The 16614-nt window shown below is 67.6% G+C and carries 18 protein-coding genes and 3 tRNA genes; 11 read left to right on the top strand and 10 right to left on the bottom strand.

Annotated features, from left to right (window positions below):
* Positions 1 to 27: 27 nt before the first annotated feature.
* The 7 genes from ABIE45_RS28775 to mdeB form a co-directional block, all read right to left on the bottom strand.
* A complete protein-coding gene (locus ABIE45_RS28775) occupies positions 28 to 297 on the bottom strand; it encodes a hypothetical protein (protein WP_192708080.1) in 270 nt (89 codons plus the stop codon).
* A 116-nt stretch (positions 298 to 413) separates the two neighbouring features.
* Entirely contained in the window at positions 414 to 824 is a 411-nt protein-coding gene (locus ABIE45_RS28770) for a DUF2147 domain-containing protein (RefSeq protein ID WP_192708081.1), read from the bottom strand.
* A gap of 33 nt (positions 825 to 857) precedes the next feature.
* The gene (locus ABIE45_RS28765) at positions 858 to 1412 is read right to left on the bottom strand and encodes a hypothetical protein (RefSeq protein WP_238196185.1); all 555 of its coding nucleotides are present in this window, start codon (positions 1410 to 1412) and stop codon (positions 858 to 860) included.
* A gap of 382 nt (positions 1413 to 1794) precedes the next feature.
* The gene (locus tag ABIE45_RS28760) at positions 1795 to 2730 is read right to left on the bottom strand and encodes an AraC family transcriptional regulator (RefSeq protein ID WP_192708083.1); all 936 of its coding nucleotides are present in this window, start codon (positions 2728 to 2730) and stop codon (positions 1795 to 1797) included.
* A 208-nt stretch (positions 2731 to 2938) separates the two neighbouring features.
* Positions 2939 to 4633, bottom strand: a complete 1695-nt coding sequence (gene lpdA / locus ABIE45_RS28755) for a dihydrolipoyl dehydrogenase (protein ID WP_192708084.1) — start codon at positions 4631 to 4633, stop codon at positions 2939 to 2941.
* Positions 4634 to 4641: 8 nt separating this feature from the next.
* Positions 4642 to 6018: a 2-oxo acid dehydrogenase subunit E2 gene (locus tag ABIE45_RS28750; protein WP_192708085.1), complete on the bottom strand. Its 1377-nt coding sequence runs from the start codon at positions 6016 to 6018 to the stop codon at positions 4642 to 4644.
* A gap of 226 nt (positions 6019 to 6244) precedes the next feature.
* Entirely contained in the window at positions 6245 to 8920 is a 2676-nt protein-coding gene (mdeB, locus tag ABIE45_RS28745; protein WP_192708086.1) for an alpha-ketoglutarate dehydrogenase, read from the bottom strand.
* A gap of 206 nt (positions 8921 to 9126) precedes the next feature.
* On the opposite strand from mdeB, the gene ABIE45_RS28740 reads away from it, so the two are divergent.
* Positions 9127 to 9615, top strand: coding sequence for an Lrp/AsnC family transcriptional regulator (locus ABIE45_RS28740; protein ID WP_192708087.1), 489 nt, complete (start codon positions 9127 to 9129; stop codon positions 9613 to 9615).
* Positions 9616 to 9850: 235 nt separating this feature from the next.
* Here the strand turns inward: ABIE45_RS28740 and ABIE45_RS28735 are convergent.
* From ABIE45_RS28735 to ABIE45_RS28725, 3 genes are all read right to left on the bottom strand, one after another.
* Positions 9851 to 9926 (bottom strand) — tRNA-Ala (locus tag ABIE45_RS28735).
* Positions 9927 to 9982: 56 nt separating this feature from the next.
* Positions 9983 to 10058, bottom strand: a tRNA-Ala gene (locus tag ABIE45_RS28730).
* Between the two features lie 150 nt (positions 10059 to 10208).
* Positions 10209 to 10595: a TIGR02300 family protein gene (locus tag ABIE45_RS28725; RefSeq protein WP_192708088.1), complete on the bottom strand. Its 387-nt coding sequence runs from the start codon at positions 10593 to 10595 to the stop codon at positions 10209 to 10211.
* 245 nt (positions 10596 to 10840) lie between these two features.
* Here ABIE45_RS28725 and aroA point away from each other — a divergent pair, with 245 nt between their 5' ends.
* From aroA to ABIE45_RS28675, 10 genes are all read left to right on the top strand, one after another.
* Positions 10841 to 12190 (top strand): 3-phosphoshikimate 1-carboxyvinyltransferase, encoded by a 1350-nt coding sequence (gene aroA, locus ABIE45_RS28720; protein ID WP_192708089.1) that lies wholly within the window; start codon positions 10841 to 10843, stop codon positions 12188 to 12190.
* Positions 12191 to 12195: 5 nt separating this feature from the next.
* Complete coding sequence (gene cmk, locus ABIE45_RS28715; protein ID WP_192708090.1) at positions 12196 to 12834, top strand: (d)CMP kinase; 639 nt, start codon at positions 12196 to 12198, stop codon at positions 12832 to 12834.
* A gap of 95 nt (positions 12835 to 12929) precedes the next feature.
* Positions 12930 to 13005, top strand: a tRNA-Lys gene (locus ABIE45_RS28710).
* A gap of 91 nt (positions 13006 to 13096) precedes the next feature.
* Positions 13097 to 13363, top strand: a complete 267-nt coding sequence (locus tag ABIE45_RS28705) for a hypothetical protein (RefSeq protein ID WP_192708091.1) — start codon at positions 13097 to 13099, stop codon at positions 13361 to 13363.
* Positions 13360 to 13545, top strand: coding sequence for a hypothetical protein (locus ABIE45_RS28700; protein WP_192708092.1), 186 nt, complete (start codon positions 13360 to 13362; stop codon positions 13543 to 13545). Before ABIE45_RS28705 ends, ABIE45_RS28700 begins: the two co-directional genes overlap by 4 nt.
* 17 nt (positions 13546 to 13562) lie before the next feature.
* Entirely contained in the window at positions 13563 to 13772 is a 210-nt protein-coding gene (locus ABIE45_RS28695) for a hypothetical protein (RefSeq protein WP_192708093.1), read from the top strand.
* A gap of 10 nt (positions 13773 to 13782) precedes the next feature.
* The gene (locus ABIE45_RS28690; protein WP_373622772.1) at positions 13783 to 14172 is read left to right on the top strand and encodes a hypothetical protein; all 390 of its coding nucleotides are present in this window, start codon (positions 13783 to 13785) and stop codon (positions 14170 to 14172) included.
* Positions 14165 to 14308 (top strand): hypothetical protein, encoded by a 144-nt coding sequence (locus ABIE45_RS28685; RefSeq protein WP_192708094.1) that lies wholly within the window; start codon positions 14165 to 14167, stop codon positions 14306 to 14308. The genes ABIE45_RS28690 and ABIE45_RS28685 overlap by 8 nt, the downstream gene beginning before the upstream one ends.
* A gap of 70 nt (positions 14309 to 14378) precedes the next feature.
* Positions 14379 to 14612 (top strand): hypothetical protein, encoded by a 234-nt coding sequence (locus ABIE45_RS28680; protein WP_192708095.1) that lies wholly within the window; start codon positions 14379 to 14381, stop codon positions 14610 to 14612.
* A gap of 1239 nt (positions 14613 to 15851) precedes the next feature.
* Positions 15852 to 16433, top strand: a complete 582-nt coding sequence (locus ABIE45_RS28675) for a glyoxalase superfamily protein (RefSeq protein ID WP_192708096.1) — start codon at positions 15852 to 15854, stop codon at positions 16431 to 16433.
* The last annotated feature ends 181 nt before the right edge of the window (positions 16434 to 16614 follow it).

Below are 16614 nucleotides of genomic sequence, written 5' to 3'. Positions count from 1 at the left end.
CGGATCGGCCTGATCCGGGAGATGGGCTTACTTGTTGCCGCCACCCGCGCCACCCTGGGGCGCGACCCGCGACGGCTGGTTCGCATTCCCGGCGGCCGACGAGTTGTTGGAGATCGTGTCGGCCGGCTGGCCGGTCGGCGAGTACGTCACCGCCGCATTGCCGCCGGTGCTGTCGCTCTGCTGGCTGACCACGCCCGGTGAACTCGGCGCGGGCGCGACAGGCCGGTCGACCACCTGAGCGGCGGCGGGTACGAGGGTGGCCAGGGTCAGAAGGTTCGCGAGAAGTGTCCGGGTCATGACAATCCTTGTTGGTTGCAGACCCAGGCAACTTCGATCGCGCACTATCGATCCTGCGATGTTGCGACGCGGCACAAGAATATGCGCCAGGCGAAGCCGCCGATACGCGCCGCGGCTTATTTGACGCGCGTCCAGGTTTGCCGCTTGCAGAACACGCTCATGACGCAGCCCGCTACCTCGAGAGTGTTGGGTCCGGTCAGCTTTAGCGATCCGGAATAGGTCTTCCCGTCGTTCGGGTTGTACAGTGAGCCCGAGAAGCCGGTGCCGTCGGGCTGGCGCGCATCCAGGATCTGCACCCCCACCACGCTACGATTCTGCAGGGCCGGATCGGGGTTCTTCACGTCGAGGCCCTTGCCGGGTGCGCTGACGATCGTCCCGCAGAAGCCGCCGCCGCACGGCGCGATGCGGACGCGGGAACTCCCGGTTTCAGTCAGCCAGATCCCGGACGGGTCGGCCGCCCAGGCCGGACCGCCGAGCGCGCCCATCGCCACCAGAGCCCAAACCCTACGACGTAGCCTCGAATGCATTCTGGTCCTCCCATCCCCTGTTCGGACGGGGTCTTACCGCGAAGCTCGGGGCAGTGCACCGCCCAGATAGGTTTCGACGACCTCGCAGAAGGGCTGACCGGCTCCTGTCGACAGCACGGCGTCGACCTCGAACAGCGGATCGTCGAGACCGGGATTTGCGTGCGGCACAGGCGCGCGAACTTCGACGGTGTGACGCACCGGGGCCAGCGGGCGGACGACCCGGCCGAACGGGGTGCGGGTGCCATCGAGCGTGGCGTTCATCTCCGGCGTGAGACGGGCGGGGACGTACCAGTTGTCCGCCTCCGACAGAACCCGATCCCCGCAGGCGAGGCGGACCCGGCGGTAACGCACCGGCTCGTCCGGACCGATCGCCAGACGCGCACGCTGAGCCGCCGTCAGGGGCTTGTCGGCCCCGGGTACGCGCTCGGCGACCAGATGTGGATCTCCCGCAAGCTTGTAATCGGCGCACCAGCCCTCGAGTGCCAGCGTCGCACTGTGCGCGGCCAGAATCCGGCTTCTCAACGCGGCGATCAGTGCCTGGGAATCGTCGGTCGGCGCCAGGGCGACAGCGGACCCCGTCTGCGCCATGCCGTCGAGCGCCCAGCCCGGGGACCCGGTCAACAGACCTGCACCCCATGCTGCCAGAACCAGGCGGATGGCCCATCGTCCGGACGCCGATCCGGACGGGCCTTGCTCGTAGCGCGACAGCAAAGTGCCAGGCCGATGCAGGAATAACGAGATCGGAGCGGCATGGCGAGAGAACTTTCCGGTAAGCCTCAGCATCTCGGGGCTTGTCCTCCCAGATGAACGCCCGATCGTTCTCGCATGCCGACCGTCGAGACCGGCAGGATCTACGAACCAGACCGGCCGCTGGCCGGCCCCGCGACGGGATATATACGATCGGCAGATCCGTCGAGTTACGCCGCTCCCGATCCCGCTGAATGAGCGAGCGGCAGCGATTTTGGTCGCTTCATGTTCCGCGGGCGAAGGCCCGGTAGTCGCGCGGGCTGAGGCCGTAGGCCTGCCGAAACGCACGACTGAGGAGAGCGCTGCTCCCAAAGCCGTAGGCCTCGCCGATCTCGCCGATCGATCGCCGCTCGAGCGGATCGTCGAGCGCCGCGCGGACGGCGGCCAGCCGTTGCCGCGCGAGGTAGCGCGCCACCCCGCCTTCCGGCTCAAATAGGCGATAGAGGTGCGAGCGCGACAGGCCCAGTTCCCGCGCGACGGTGTCGATTCGGAGCGGCGTGCAGAGATTCCCGCGCATGAGCCGCTTCGCTGCCCTGAGTCGGGCGGCATCGAGGGGCGCCGCGGCGCGTGCGGCTCCCTCCAGGCTCGGACGGGCACAGGCCGCAACCATGTGGAGCGTGGCCTGGGCGATATGGGCGGCATCAATCGTGGCGATCGCGTCGCTGTGCGCGGCCAAGCTCCGCATATGGTCGGCGAGGAGACGCCCCGCACCGCCGTTCAGGATCAGCCCGTGCAACGCGTCCTCGTCCGGAAGGACGGCGGCGACGGACGAACGGGGAAACGCCAGGATCAGCGAATCCGTCTCCGGCACCCGGCTGCGGCGATAGGGCTGCGACAGGTCGTTGAGGCTGATCGCGCCCGCTGGGACTGCAACCTCGCCCCGGTCCGTTTCGACGTGAAACGGGTGCCGGCTCAGATGCAGCACGAAGCCGTCCTGGCCGTCGCGCCGAATCTGGGATCTGGTCCGGGCCGGCGCCTGCGGTGCCGCGTTCATGACGCGCAGCGCCATCGATCCGACCAGGGTGGTCTCGATCCTGCCGGCGAAGCCGTGCGGATCGGCGTCGAGGTCATGGGCGGAGAACAGGGCGCGCCAGGCCTCGAAACGGTCTCGCTCGGGCAGAGCGTCGGTCGTGAAGAGGGACCGGGGTACGAAGCTCACGGCAGTGCATCTGGTTGAGGTTCTGGATAACCTTAGCGTTACTCGCGTGTCCGGTCCGTCCCATTCTCGGCACAGGTGCCGATCTTTTCCGGCCGGTTGGACCGTCCCCTCAATGTGTGCTGGGCGGCCCCACGCGTGGCCGGTAGCCGCCCACCGCATCGGATACCGGCTCCACGGCGCGGGCCGGCATCGAGCACCGAACTGACCCTCAGCGCCGCACCACCGGCGGCAGATCGGTGCAGAGGCCGAGTCCCGCTTCCGCCGCGAGGCCGATCGTCTCGCCGAGGGTCGGATGCGGATGGATCGTACGCCCGATATCTGTGGCGTCCGCCCCCATCTCGATCGCCAGGGCGACCTCGCCGATCATGTCGCCCGCGCTCGGTCCCACGATGGCGCCGCCGACGATGCGCTTCGTCTCCCCATCGAACAGGAGCTTCGTCAGTCCGTAATCAGCGCCGTTGGCGATGGCCCGGCCGGAGGCGGCCCAGGGGAAACGCGCGACCTCCACGGACCGGCCGGCCGTCTTGGCCGCCGTCTCGGTGAGGCCGACCCAGGCAATTTCCGGGTCCGTATAGGCCACGGACGGGATGACCGCGGCGTCGAACCCGGCCTTGTGGCCTGCGGCCGCCTCGGCGGCGACGTGGCCCTGATGGACCGCCTTGTGGGCGAGCATCGGCTGGCCGACGCAGTCACCGATGGCCAGGATGTGCGGCACGTTCGTGCGCATCTGGGCGTCGACCGGCACGAAGCCGCCGTCCAGGGCCACGCCAGCCGCGTCGAGCCCCAAGGTCGCGCCGTTCGGGCGACGTCCGGCCGCCTGGAGCACGAGGTCGTAGGTCTGGGCCTCTGCCTCGCCGGCGAGCGTGACGGCGATGCCGTCCGGTGTGGCGTTCGCGGCGGTGACCTCGGCCCCCGTGCAGATCCGGTCGAACCGATGGGCGTTGCGCTTCGTCCAGACCGCCACGAGGTCGCGGTCGACGCCCTCCAGCAGGTTCGGCAGGCGCTCGACCAGGTCGACGCGGGCGCCGAGGGCGCTGTAGACGGTCGCCATCTCCAAGCCGATGATGCCGCCGCCGATCACCAGCAGCCGGCGGGGCACGACCGGCAGCTCCAGCGCACCTGTCGAATTCACGACGCGCGGGTCGTTCGGCAGCATCGGCAGCGCCACGGGCGAGGAACCTGCCGCCACGATGGCGCTGGCGAAGGTGACGTCGCGCGTGCCGCCGTCGTGCAGGGCTACCGTGGCCGAGTTTGGTCCGGTAAAGCGCCCGATGCCGCGCACCACCTCGACCTTCCGCTGCCGCGCCATCTGGGCGAGCCCGTCGGTGAGGCGGCGGACGGTGCCGGCCTTGAAGGTCCGGAGCTTCTCGAGGTCGACCGTCGGGGCGCCGAAGTGGATCCCGTGCGCGGCGAGCCGGACGGCCTCCTCGGTGACCGCCGCCACGTGCAGCAGCGCCTTGGAGGGGATGCAGCCGACGTTCAGGCAGACACCGCCCAGAGTCGCGTCGCGCTCCACCAGGATCACCCGCTGCCCGAGATCGGCAGCCCGGAAAGCGGCCGAATAGCCGCCGGGACCGCCGCCGATCACCAAGACATCACAGCCCGCGTCGGCGCTGGGGTTCTGCGGCGAGGCGGGACCTGGCGCCTCAGCCGCGCGCGTCGGCGCGACCGCGAGGCGCGCGACCAGGGTGCCGGCCGAAACCGTGTCGCCGAGGCCGACCAGCATCTCGATGAGGTGACCCTCCGCCGGGGAGGGGATGTCCAGCGTCGCCTTGTCGGATTCGACGATCAGGAGAGTCTGATCCTTGGCGACCGGCTGCCCCGGAGCGACCGGGATCTCGATCACGGGGACGTCGGCGTAGTCACCGAGGTCGGGGACGCGGATGTCGAGCATGTCGGGCATGGCGACGGTCACAGGAGGGCGCGGCGCAGGTCGGACAGGACCGACGCCACGTGGCCGAGGAAGCGGGCGGCGGCGACGCCGTCGACGACGCGGTGGTCCCAGGACAGGCTCAAGGGGAGGATCAGGCGCGGCTGGAAGGCCCGCCCGTCCCAGACCGCTTCGGTCCGCGAGCGCGCCGCCCCCAGGATCGCGACCTCGGGGGCGTTGATGATCGGGGTGAAGCCGTCGCCGCCGATGCCGCCGAGGGACGACACGGAAAAGCAGCCGCCCTGCATGTCGGAACCCGCGAGTGTTCCGGCCCGGGCCTTCTCGGCCATCGCGGCCATCTCGGTGGCGATCTCGATCAGGCCCTTGCGATCGCAATCGCGCACCACCGGCACCATCAGGCCCTTTGGCGTGTCCACTGCGAAGCCGATATGGACGTAGTCTTTGAAGACGAGTTCGCTGCCCTCAAGGGACGTGTTGAACCGCGGGTGGGCGCGCAAGGCCAGGGCCGCCGCCTTGATCAGGAAGGCCACCATGGTGACCCGGGCAGGCGGCGTCCGCGTCTCCTTGTTGAGGCCGACCCGGAATGCCTCGATCTCGGTGACGTCCGCATGGTCGAAGTTGGTGACGTGCGGGATCGTCAGCCAGTTGCGGCTGAGATTGGCCCCCGACAGCGTCTGGATCCGCGACAGCGGCTCACGACGGACCGGGCCGTACTTGGCGAAGTCGACCTCCGGCCAGGGCGGAAGTCCGGCGCCGATCCCGGACGCGGCGGCGGGCGCCTGGGCCGGCGCGCTGAGGGCTGCCTTGACGAAGGCGTGCACGTCCTCGCGCAGGATCCGCCCCTTGGGGCCGGTGGCCGGCACGCCGTCGAGGCGCACGCCGAGTTCGCGGGCGAGCTGGCGGACGGACGGGCTGGCATGCACGTCGCCGCGGATCGCTTGGATCGGATCGGCCTGTACCGGCTCCGGTGAGGCGCGACCGGCACCCTCTCCCGAGCGGGAGAGGGTTGGGGTGAGGGCTGCGCCCACTACGGATGGTTCTCCGCCCTCACCCTGTCCCTCTCCCGCTCGGGAGAGGGAACCAGCGCCCTGCTCGGAACCCGTCGGCATCGGGGCCGCGGCAGGCGCTCCCACCGAAGGTGCGGCCCCACCGTCCTCGGCAGGCTCGACCGTCAGGATCGGCGTCCCTTCGGATACCTTCGACCCCACCGAGACCAGCAATTCGCGCACGATTCCGGCGACCGGGGAGGGGACCTCCATGGTCGCCTTATCGGATTCGATGCTGAGGATCAGGTCGTCCACGGCGAGGCGGTCGCCCGGCTTTACCAGAAGCTCGATGACCGGCACGTCCCGGTAGTCGCCGATGTCCGGGAGGGCGATCTGCAGCGCGGCGCTCATGCGGGCGGAGTTCCGTGATTGGGCCAGTGGATGGCGAAGCGGGTTCGCGTGGCGGAGGTCCTCTGCCGGACCCTTAGAATGCCGGCCCTGACGCGTCTTCGCCTCGGCAACCCGGACGTGACGGTCTGATAGCCAATCCCCTCATTCCGGGCTCTCGCCTGCGGCGAACCCCGGAATGACGATGTGTCGTGTTTGAGCGACGCCCGTGTCGGCACATGACCAAGGACTAGACCGTCCAGGGCGCGGGCGCGTCCGCATCGATCCCGTAGAGGCGGATCGCGTCCGCCACCGTGGTGCGCGGTACCGTGCCGGTCTCCGCCAGGGCGTGCAGGGCGGCGATTACTACGTGCTGCCGGTCGACCTCGAAGAAGCGGCGGAGCGCGTTGCGGGTGTCGCTGCGCCCGAACCCGTCGGTGCCGAGGGCGACGAAGCGCGCGCCGACATAGGAGGCGATCAGCTGCGGGTAGGCCCGGACGTAGTCGCTCGCCGCGACGATAGGCGCCGTGCCCGGCAGCAGCGCCGCCACGTGGCTGAGAGGCGCCTCGGCCTCCGGGTTGAGCATCGCCTGCCGCTCGGCCGCGCGGGCGTCGCGGGCCAGCTCGCTGAAGCTCGTCACGCTGAACACCTCGGCCGCGACGCCGAAATCCTGCGCGAGCATCGCCGCCGCCGCGATCACCTCCGGCAGGATCGCCCCGGAACCCAGGAGCCGCACGGCCCCCACACCGGCCTCCGGCCCCGACAGGCGGTACATGCCCTTCAGGATGCCGGCCTCCGCCCCCTGCGGCATGGAGGGCTGGGCGTAGTTCTCGTTCATCGCCGTGAGATAGTAGAAGGCGTCCTCGCCCTCCTCCATCATTGCCCGGGCGCCCCGGTCGACGATCACCGCCATCTCGTACGCGAAGGCCGGGTCGTAGGCCCGGCAGTTCGGGATCGCGGCCGCCTGCATGTGGCTCGACCCGTCCTGGTGCTGCAGGCCCTCGCCGCCGAGCGTCGTCCGGCCGGCCGTGGCGCCGATCAGGAAGCCGCGGGCCCGCTGGTCGGCCGCCGCCCAGATCAGGTCGCCGACCCGCTGGAAGCCGAACATCGAGTAGTAGATGTAGAACGGCAACATCGACAGGCCGTGGACGCTGTAGGACGTGGCCGCCGCCGTCCAGGACGAAATCGCCCCGGCCTCGGTGATGCCTTCCTCCAGAAGCTGCCCGTCGCGGGCCTCGCGGTAGTAGAGCATCGAGCCGGCGTCTTCCGGCTCGTAGAGCTGCCCCTGCGGCGCGTAGATCCCGACCTGCCGGAACAGGTTGGCCATGCCGAAGGTCCGCGCCTCGTCGGCGACGATCGGCACGATGCGCGGCCCGAGATCCTTGTGCTTCAGGAGATTGCCGAACAGGCGCACCACCGCCGTCGTGGTCGACATCTCCTTGCCGCCGGCTTCGAGCGCGAAGCCCGCGTAGGTCGAGAGCGCCGGAACCGCGACGGTCGGCGCGGTGCGGCGGCGGGCCGGCAGGACGCCGCCGAGCATCTCGCGGCGCTCGCGCAGGTAGCGCATCTCAGCGCCGTCCTCGGCCGGCTTGTAGAAAGCCAAGCTCTCCACCTGGGCATCCGTCAGCGGAAGGGCAAACCGGTCGCGGAAGGCGCGCAGCGCATCGACATCGAGCTTCTTGGCTTGGTGGGCGGTCATGCGCGATTCACCCGCGCCGCCCATGCCGTAGCCCTTCTTGGTCTTGGCCAAGATCACCGTGGGCCGGCCCTTGGTCGCCTTGGCGGCCGCGAAGGCCGCGTAGAGCTTGCGGAAGTCGTGGCCGCCGCGCTTCAGCCGGTCGACATCGGCGTCCGACATGTGGGCGACGAGCTCGCGCACCTCCGGATCCTCGCCGAAGAAGTGGGCGAGGTTGTAGGCGCCGTCCTTGGCGCCCAGCGTCTGGTACTTGCCGTCGACCGTCTCGGCGAAGCGCCGCAGCAGGGCGTGGTTGGTGTCGCGGGCGAAGATCCCGTCCCACTCCGAGCCCCACAAAACCTTGATGACGTTCCAGCCGGCGCCGCGGAACAGGCTCTCCAACTCCTGGATGATCTGGCCGTTGCCGCGCACCGGGCCGTCCAGCCGCTGCAGGTTGCAGTTGATGACGAAGGTCAGGTTGTCGAGATTCTCGCGCGCCGCAAGCGCGAGGCCGCCAATCGACTCGGGCTCGTCCATCTCGCCGTCGCCGAACACGCCCCAGACATGCCGCCCGGTGGTGTCGGCGAGGCCGCGGTCGCCGAGGTAGCGCATGAACCGCGCCTGGTAGACCGCGTGGATCGGCCCGATGCCCATGGAGCCGGTGGGGACCTGCCAGAAATCCGGCATCAGCCACGGATGCGGGTATGAGCACAGGCCGTCGCCGGCGATCTCCTGGCGGTAGTGCTTCAGCTGCTCCTCGGAGAGCCGGCCCTCGAGGAAGGCCCGGGCGTAGACGCCGGGCGCCGAATGCGGCTGGAAATAGACGAGGTCACCGTCGGCGCCGCCCTTGAAGAAGTGGTTGAACCCGACCTCGAACAGCTCCGCCGCCGAGGCGTAGCTCGCCACGTGGCCGCCGAGCTCGCCGTAGGCCATGTTGGCGCGCACCACCATGGCGAGCGCGTTCCAGCGCATGATCGACGTCAGGCGCTCCTCGATGTCGAGGTCGCCCGGGTAGCGCGGCTGCTTCTCCAGCGCGATCGTGTTCCGGTAGGGCGAGTAGGGCAGGGCCTCGTCGAGGATGCCGATTTCCTTCGAGCGCCGCTCCAGGCGGTCGAGGATGAAGCGGGCTCGGGCCGCGCCCTCGGTGCGGAAGACCGATTCCAGCGCGGCGAGCCAGTCCTGGGTCTCGGCCGGGTCGTGATCGACCTCAGCGGACCGCGCGATGGTGGCTTTCGGCGGTATGGCGTTCATCGGCGCGGCCTCTGTGGCTGACCCGATCATACGAGCTTCGCCGCGGGCGGACATGCCGAATATTTGCTCTGTCGACGTCATATCCGGATTGTTCGTTCCGAAATTCGACGCTAAGTGGCAAATCATGCCACTGGGAGGGGGCTGACGCCCGCCCGCGGGCTTCAGGCGGCGGACATTGCTGGCCACTGCAACCGGAGACCGATCTCATGCCCACGCGACCGGCTCCCCTCGACGCCGCGAGCCTGCGCATCCTCGAATGCCTGCAGCAGGACAGCGAGATCAGCATCGCGGACCTCGCCGAGCGCGTGGGCCTGTCGACCTCGCCGTGCTGGCGCCGCGTCAACGATCTGAAAGAGGCGGGGGTGATCCGCGGCTGCGTGGCGGTGGTCGACCCGCTGAGCTTGGGACTCGCCGTCAACGTGTTCGTCCACGTGTCGCTGGAGAAGCAGACCCAGGCGGCGCTCCAGGCCTTCGACGAGGCGGTGCGCAACCGCCCGGAGGTCGTGGAGTGCTACCTGATGAGCGGCGAGGCCGACTACATGCTGCGGGTGGTGGTGGAGGATCTGGGCCAGTACCAGAAGCTCGTCCTCGATCACCTCACGCGCATCCCCGGCGTGGCCAACATCCGCTCCAGCTTTGCCCTGGGACAGGTGAAGTACACGACGGCGCTGCCGCTGGGGCATCTGACCCGCTGAGCCGGGGCCATACAGCAATGGGTCCGGCTGGGAGCCTGAACGGCCAAGACGGTGTCCGCCAGAAACTCTCGGGTGGTGTCCTCTCCGTCGTCCCGAGCAACGCGAAGTGCCCAGGGCCGCGCGATATCAGTCAACGCGCCGACTGGATTGCGTCGCTCCGCTCACTAGGACGGTGCTGTGGGAACCTGCTTTACGGCGCAGAAGGCCAGGATGTCCGCGTCGCGCTGGAGAGAGATGGTGGAGCCTAACGGGATCGAACCGATGACCTCTTCCATGCCATGGAAGCGCTCTCCCAGCTGAGCTAAGGCCCCAATTGTTTTAACGGCGGTTCGCATCCCGGACAGGGACACGACACGCGAGAGTGGGATGGTGGAGCCTAACGGGATCGAACCGATGACCTCTTCCATGCCATGGAAGCGCTCTCCCAGCTGAGCTAAGGCCCCACTTTAACATCCACCGCGGTTTGGGTCCCGCGGGGTCTCGCCGTCCGACTTGCGTCCGGCGAGGCCGGTTCTATAGGCGGCTCGCACCGCGGACTCAACCCCTTTTTTCACGCTCGTGAGGGGGGTGCCAAAGGTGAGGCGGAGACCGCCTCAGCTCTCCTCGTCGTTCTCGATATCGCCGTCGATCAGGTCGGAGACATCGTCGTCGCCGGTGTCCTCCTCCTCGAGGAAGGTGTCGTCCTCTGTCGAGTCTCCGTCATCGGCCGTCTCGTCATCGGGCGTCGGATCCGCCTCGTCCTCGGCGGCCTCGACCTCATCGAGCGAGACCAGCTCCGGACCCTTGTCGTCCGTCTCGTCCTCGTCATCGTTGGTGTTCGAGGCGCGCGACAGCGCCGGGGGCGCCGCGCGGCTCGAGGTGGCGACCGCCTGATAGACCGCGCCGCATTTCGGGCAGACGGCGGGATCGCGGGCGAGGTCGTAGAACTTCGCGCCGCAGCTCATGCACTGGCGCTTCAAGCCAAGTTCCGGTCGGGCCACGGGGGGACACCTCGTCGTCTACTACTGTCTCGGGGGAGGGGCCCCGTTAGTCGCGGGCGCGATCCCTGTCAATCGAACCTGATCGCGCGGTTCTCAACAGGTGCGACCTCAAGGGGCACGCAGGATGACGCCGGGCAGTGCGCGTGTTAACCGCGCGGCGATTTCACGGTCCGATTGCAGCACCGCGGCCCTGCCGCGCGACGCGCCGGATCCTGGCCCACCTCGAGAGCCCGAACGGACCTCCCGTGTCGCACGATTCGCCTCCCCAGCCCCTCACCGCCGCGCCGGGTGCACCCCTGACAGGGCGCCTGCGGCCGCCGGGCGACAAATCGATCTCCCACCGGGCGATGATCCTCGGTCTCCTGAGTGAGGGCGAGACCCGGGTCGAGGGGCTTCTGGAGGGCGACGACGTCCTGCGCACGGCCGCCGCCGCGAAGGCGCTCGGCGCCGGAATCGAGCGCCTCGGCGAGGGGCGCTGGCGGGTGCGGGGCGTCGGGATCGGCGGCCTGAGCGACCCGGCCGCGGTGCTGGATTTCGGCAATGCCGGCACCGGCTCGCGCCTGATGATGGGCGTGGTCGGCGGCCAGCCGGTCACCGCGACCTTCGACGGTGACGCCTCGCTGCGCTCGCGGCCGATGCGCCGCATCCTGGACCCGCTCGCCCGCATGGGCACCCAGATCCTCGACGAGGCGCCGGGCGGACGCGTGCCGCTGACGCTGCGCGGACCCAGGGAGGCGATCCCCATCACCTACGAGACCCCGGCGGCGTCCGCGCAGATCAAGTCCGCGGTTCTGCTCGCCGGCCTCAACGCGCCCGGCGTCACCACGGTGATCGAGTCGGCCGCGACCCGCGACCACACCGAGCGGATGCTGCGCCTGTTCGGCGCCGAAATCCGCGTGACGCCGCACGGCCCGGGCGGCCATGGCCGCACGGTCGCGCTCACCGGCCAGCCGACCCTGCGCGGCACCGACGTGAGAGTGCCGGCCGATCCGTCCTCGGCGGCGTTCCCGCTGGTCGCGGCGCTGATCGTCCCCGGCTCCGACGTGGTGATCGAGGGCGTGATGATGAACCCGCTGCGCATCGGCCTCATCACCACGCTGATGGAGATGGGCGCCCAGATCGAGCGCGTGGCCGAGCGCGAGGAGGGTGGCGAGACCGTGGCCGATCTCCGCGTCCGCGCGAGCCGGCTCAAGGGCGTCGACGTCCCGGCCGAGCGCGCGCCCGCGATGATCGACGAGTACCCGGTGCTGGCGGTTGCGGCGGCCTTCGCCGAAGGTCGCACGCGGATGAACGGCCTGCACGAGCTGCGGGTCAAGGAGTCGGACCGCCTCGCCGCCGTGGCGGCCGGGCTGGCGGCCAACGGTGTCCGCCATGCCGTCGAGGGCGACGACCTTGTGGTCGAGGGCGACGGCACCGCGGCCCCGGGGGGCGGTACGGTGGCGACCCATCTCGATCACCGCATTGCCATGGCCTTCCTGGTCATGGGCTTGGCCACGCGGAACCCGGTGACGGTCGATGACGGCGCGATGATCGCCACCAGCTTTCCGAGCTTCCTGCCCACCATGCAGGCCCTCGGCGGCCGGATCGGAGCGTGAACCGGATGGCGCTCATCATCGCGATCGACGGTCCGGCCGCCTCCGGCAAGGGCACGCTGGCGAAGCGGCTGGCCGACCATTACGGCCTGCCGCATCTCGACACCGGTTTGCTCTACCGCGCCGTCGCGCTGGCGCTGATCGATGCCGGCCTGAACCTCGACGACCATGCGGCCGCTGCCCGGGCCGCCCAGGCGCTCGACGCCGGGATGCTCGACGACCCACGCCTGCGCGACCGGGCGATGGGCGAGGCGGCGTCGCGCGTCTCGGCCGTGCCGGAGGTCCGCGCCGGCCTGCTCGCCTGGCAGCGCCGCTTCGCCGCGGATCCTCAGGGCGCGGTCTTGGACGGGCGCGACATCGGCACGGTGGTTTGCCCGGACGCGGCCGTGAAGCTGTTCATCACCGCCTCCTCGGAGGAGCGGGCTCGCCGCCGGCACCGTGAGCTCGCCGGCCGCGGCGAGAGCGCGACCTTCGCGGCAATCCTGGCCGATATCGAGGCCCGCGACGCCCGCGACGCCTCCCGGAGCGCAGCTCCCCTGCGTATGGCCGATGACGCGGTCCGCCTCGACACCACGGAACTCGACGCCGACGCGGCCTTCGACGAGGCTCGCGGGATCGTGGAGCGTGCGCGCGGCGACGCGTCCTGAGCGTTGTTTACGGCCCTCGTGTTGACCCTCCGGTTTCGCTCACCTATTGCGAACGCGCCGTCCCTGACGGGTCGCCACAGGCGGGCCCAGGACGCGAGCGCGTAGCTCAGCTGGTAGAGCAACGGACTTTTAATCTGTAGGTCCTGGGTTCGAGTCCCAGCGCGCTCACCAAATTACCCAATCCCGCCAGCATATTAGCTCGGATGGCATCTGTGGCCATTCAGGGTGTGTGTCCAAGTTTAGCGGGGCTGTGTCCAAACCCATGGCCAAAGAGATCCCCAGCGTCGGCGACTTGCGCCGAAAGTCGGAGGTTACGGACGACGAGATCGCGGCTGCCACGGACGCCTACTTGGAGGACGAGAACGCCAAGCCGTTCGCCTTCAAGTCGGGGCACACCATCGACGTGGCTAAGGCGATCGAGATGCACCCGCAGGCCAAGAAGCTGCTCGCCGAGAAGGCCACCTCGCCCGGCTTGCGCCGCACGATGGTGATGACCGCCGTGGTTATGGGCTTCCCGGTCCAGGAATGAGCGACCTTCCCGGACCGATCCTCGAAGCCGTTGAGGCGCTGAAGGCCAGCCGCCACGAGGTCGAGACCTGGGGCGGCGGCTTGTTCTGGCTGGTCGACGGGAGGAGCATGACGGACGGCGAGCTCCTGGCGCTGGCCATCCGGCTCGGGCTCATGAACCCGACGACGACCAAGCTGCAGTAGGCCGGGAGCGATGCGCGATGCCCGATCCCGCGAACAGCAACCTTGAGCCCGAGCGCTTCGACATGCGCCAGGACGATGAGGGCTGGACGGTCTACAACGTGCGCACGGACGAGCCTGCCCGGGTCAAAGGCGTGTCGCAGACCGGTCTCGACATCGCGGACGCCGACGACCTTGTAGACCTGCTGAATCGGTTGGCGCATCGGACAGGCGGGCGGTTCTCGCTCTGAGGGCCCGAGAATGAACGACGATCCCGAAGCCCCGCACGAGCGCGCCGCGATCCAGCACATGATGCGGCGCTTGCATGGATTCGCGGGCGGGCTCGGTCTGGACGAGAGAGTCACGCGGCGCATCGCCGAGGGGGTAGCCGCTGATATGCCCATTCGGACCGACGAAGAACGAGTCTTGGAGGCTCAGACTCGGCTGGCTGCGGCCTTGATGGCGTCGCGCATGAGCGACGCCGCCGACCCGGTTCTGGAGGCCGTCGAAGCGCTTCGAGCGGCTGGCATCACTGTCGAGCCGGTTGGGGAGGAGATGGACCGGTGGCGTATAGGCGACCTGCTGTTCAGCGATGCGGAACTGGTGAGGATCGCCATGAGCCGGGGGCTGATGGAGGATAAGGATGCCTGACGATGCGTCCAACCCCTTCGGCCGGACCCTCCCGCTGCGGATCGTGCAACTGGAGGAAGCTGTGAAGGTGATGGATTCGGGTGACGTGGTGGCGGCCTACATCTACGTGGCGGCCGGGCGGGAACGGCAGACCTAAACGAGGCGGGTGTCACCGGCCGAGGGCGTCGAGGCAGCGAAGGTGATCGCGCGGGCTCTGACCGAGGCCATTGAGCGCGGCTCCCATCGTGACCGACGAGCAGAAGGCCTACCTGCAGGCGCTGTTCGACCTGCGCTCCTGGCACCGCTGGCAGATCGGGCAGAGCCTCGGCGACGTCCGGACCATGCAGGCCCACGAGGATGCCATCGCCTACCTCGACCTCCTGATCGCTACGAAGAAGCAGCACGCGGCCGAGGATGAGGCGGAACGGCGGGCGTGGCCGACGTCATTGAGCGCCCGCTAGTGATCGAAATCCGACGCTTGGTACCCACCGGCAGGGTCCGCTACGGGTGGATGCCTGCCAGTCCGCTTTTGGCCGATAAAGCATCGAAACGGACATTGCCGTCTGGCCTGCTGGCTGTCCTTGTCGTGCGCGGTCTTTGGATAGAAGCAGGCGTAAGCCTTCCGTCTACGTCGTTATCGGCTATTCTATAACAATCACATGAGACATAGCTTAGATCCAGAGAAATAAAAATGAGGCTTGGCAATCTAATCGCTACAATTTTATTGTTGCCCGTCGCAATGTCTATGTTCCTATTTTTCTCAAGGGAGCATCCTAAACACGACCACTATGAGGGATATTTGATTGTTGCAATGCTCATGAGCATCTTTATTTTCATAGCAAGCCTATTTCATCTGATTTTTAGTAATGTTGATTACATTGAAAATACCAAATCTGTTAAATGGATATACAGCAAAAGAAATATAATACGTAAAATTGCCGTCATAGTGGCTATAATGAAAGTATTGTCGCTTTTATTTTTTCCGAAAAAACCCATTCCTTCTCGAAACGGCGTCCCTACTACAAGATATTCGCTGCGCTATTGACGTGGCCGCCGCGCCGCTCACGGCGCCTAGTGGACGGTCAAGACGCATCTAATATCGTGCTCTTGAGTCCCGATCGACTTAGTATTTTTGGGCGCGGCAACATGGTTTGAAGATGAGCAGTTGGTTCTTCTTGAGTGAGTGGTTCGAAGATGTCCCGACCTATGTCGTTTTATTCCGCCGAATGTTGATCAATATCGTCGTTGCGATTGTCATAGTATGCCTATTTTTAACACTCGGAGTGCCTGATTTATATGGCGAGCTGATTTTGTTGGGCATGCTTGTTGTCAATGGTGTGTTAATGCATAGTTGGCGCTGGCAACGGTCAAAGCGCTAAAAACATCGGTGAAGCATCCTGAGCCAAAGTTGGCGGTCGGCCGACGAATGGCTGCTTTCAGGAAGCATCGATGGCTGTTGGTACGTCCGACAAGGGTCGGTAGCGGAATGCCCGCTTCAAGGTCGGTGGCTGGCTTCCGCTCCCCACCTAAGCGGACCTACTTGACCGACGCCGACCGGCAGCTAACTTCAGCCCTGGCTTCGCGCAGCCAGCCGCTCGCTCCCATTGGAAGGTGAATGCGCGACAACCTGAATTCTCCCCCACGGGCGAACGTCAGCAACGCGAGCACTGACATCTCTTCGCCGCAGAGTGGGATGGATCATGAAGGCGAACGACCCCAAGGCGATGGCGAAGGCGCTCCGCAAGGCTTTGCGCGAGCAGCACATTGAACTGCCGCATAGCGCGTGCCTAGAAAGTGTCGCTCGTCAATGCGGGCATGCGAACTGGAACGTCCTCGCGGGGCGCTCGGAACAGACTGCCCGCCTGACCGCTACGATCTTCGTCGACCACGGGCGAGAAAACGAGGCCGCTTCCTTCTACGAGACCGCCTTTGGAGCATCGCAGCGAACCGAGCACATGCTCGGCGGCAAGCTTTATGGGGTCGATCTGCTCATCGGAGAGCAAGAGTTCACAGTTGCCGGTGCAAACCCGAACAGAGCCGCAAAACCGTTAAGTGGGGGCCCCTTCGCTCCGACCGCCGTAGGAAACGTGAGCGCACTTCTGCGCCTCGAAGTCGGCGACGCAGAACGGACTCTCAAAGCCGCCATCGAAGCGGGTCCCACCCTACGCGACAGCCTACAAACCGCGTTGTCGGGCGAGCGTGCGGCCGCAGTGTTCGACCCATTCGGTCACATCTGGGGCATCATACAGCGCGCATCTCCTAAGCGGCTGAGCGCAGCTTGAGGTTTGCAGCCTCTCAAGTCCGCTTCCCACCCCGAACGGACGATGCCAGATGGTTGACGGATGTCCGTTTCCGGGAAGCGCCGACAGCGCTTCCAACGACCGGGTTGGGTCGGTAGGAGCTCGTCCGCTTTTCTGGCAGCTTTTCTCCGAAGCGGACCAGCTGGTTTCGGCCAGCATTTGT

The organism is Methylobacterium sp. OAE515 (assembly GCF_041806315.1).
GTDB lineage: Bacteria > Pseudomonadota > Alphaproteobacteria > Rhizobiales > Beijerinckiaceae > Methylobacterium > Methylobacterium tardum.
The sequence above is the reverse complement of the archived record's forward strand: the minus strand, read 5'-3'. Positions and strand labels throughout refer to the sequence as shown.

Excerpts from the sequence above, each read along its gene's own strand:
- ABIE45_RS28700 (WP_192708092.1), top strand. The coding sequence starts at position 13,360 with ATGAGCGACCTTCCCGGACCGATCCTCGAAGCCGTTGAGGCGCTGAAG.
- ABIE45_RS28690 (WP_373622772.1), top strand. The coding sequence starts at position 13,783 with ATGAACGACGATCCCGAAGCCCCGCACGAGCGCGCCGCGATCCAGCAC.
- ABIE45_RS28705 (WP_192708091.1), top strand. The coding sequence starts at position 13,097 with ATGGCCAAAGAGATCCCCAGCGTCGGCGACTTGCGCCGAAAGTCGGAG.
- ABIE45_RS28685 (WP_192708094.1), top strand. The coding sequence starts at position 14,165 with ATGCCTGACGATGCGTCCAACCCCTTCGGCCGGACCCTCCCGCTGCGG.
- ABIE45_RS28765 (WP_238196185.1), bottom strand. The coding sequence starts at position 1,412 with ATGGCGCAGACGGGGTCCGCTGTCGCCCTGGCGCCGACCGACGATTCC.
- ABIE45_RS28770 (WP_192708081.1), bottom strand. The coding sequence starts at position 824 with ATGCATTCGAGGCTACGTCGTAGGGTTTGGGCTCTGGTGGCGATGGGC.
- ABIE45_RS28775 (WP_192708080.1), bottom strand. The coding sequence starts at position 297 with ATGACCCGGACACTTCTCGCGAACCTTCTGACCCTGGCCACCCTCGTA.
- ABIE45_RS28740 (WP_192708087.1), top strand. The coding sequence starts at position 9,127 with ATGCCCACGCGACCGGCTCCCCTCGACGCCGCGAGCCTGCGCATCCTC.
- ABIE45_RS28675 (WP_192708096.1), top strand. The coding sequence starts at position 15,852 with ATGAAGGCGAACGACCCCAAGGCGATGGCGAAGGCGCTCCGCAAGGCT.
- cmk (WP_192708090.1), top strand. The coding sequence starts at position 12,196 with ATGGCGCTCATCATCGCGATCGACGGTCCGGCCGCCTCCGGCAAGGGC.
- ABIE45_RS28695 (WP_192708093.1), top strand. The coding sequence starts at position 13,563 with ATGCCCGATCCCGCGAACAGCAACCTTGAGCCCGAGCGCTTCGACATG.
- mdeB (WP_192708086.1), bottom strand. The coding sequence starts at position 8,920 with ATGAACGCCATACCGCCGAAAGCCACCATCGCGCGGTCCGCTGAGGTC.
- lpdA (WP_192708084.1), bottom strand. The coding sequence starts at position 4,633 with ATGCCCGACATGCTCGACATCCGCGTCCCCGACCTCGGTGACTACGCC.
- ABIE45_RS28750 (WP_192708085.1), bottom strand. The coding sequence starts at position 6,018 with ATGAGCGCCGCGCTGCAGATCGCCCTCCCGGACATCGGCGACTACCGG.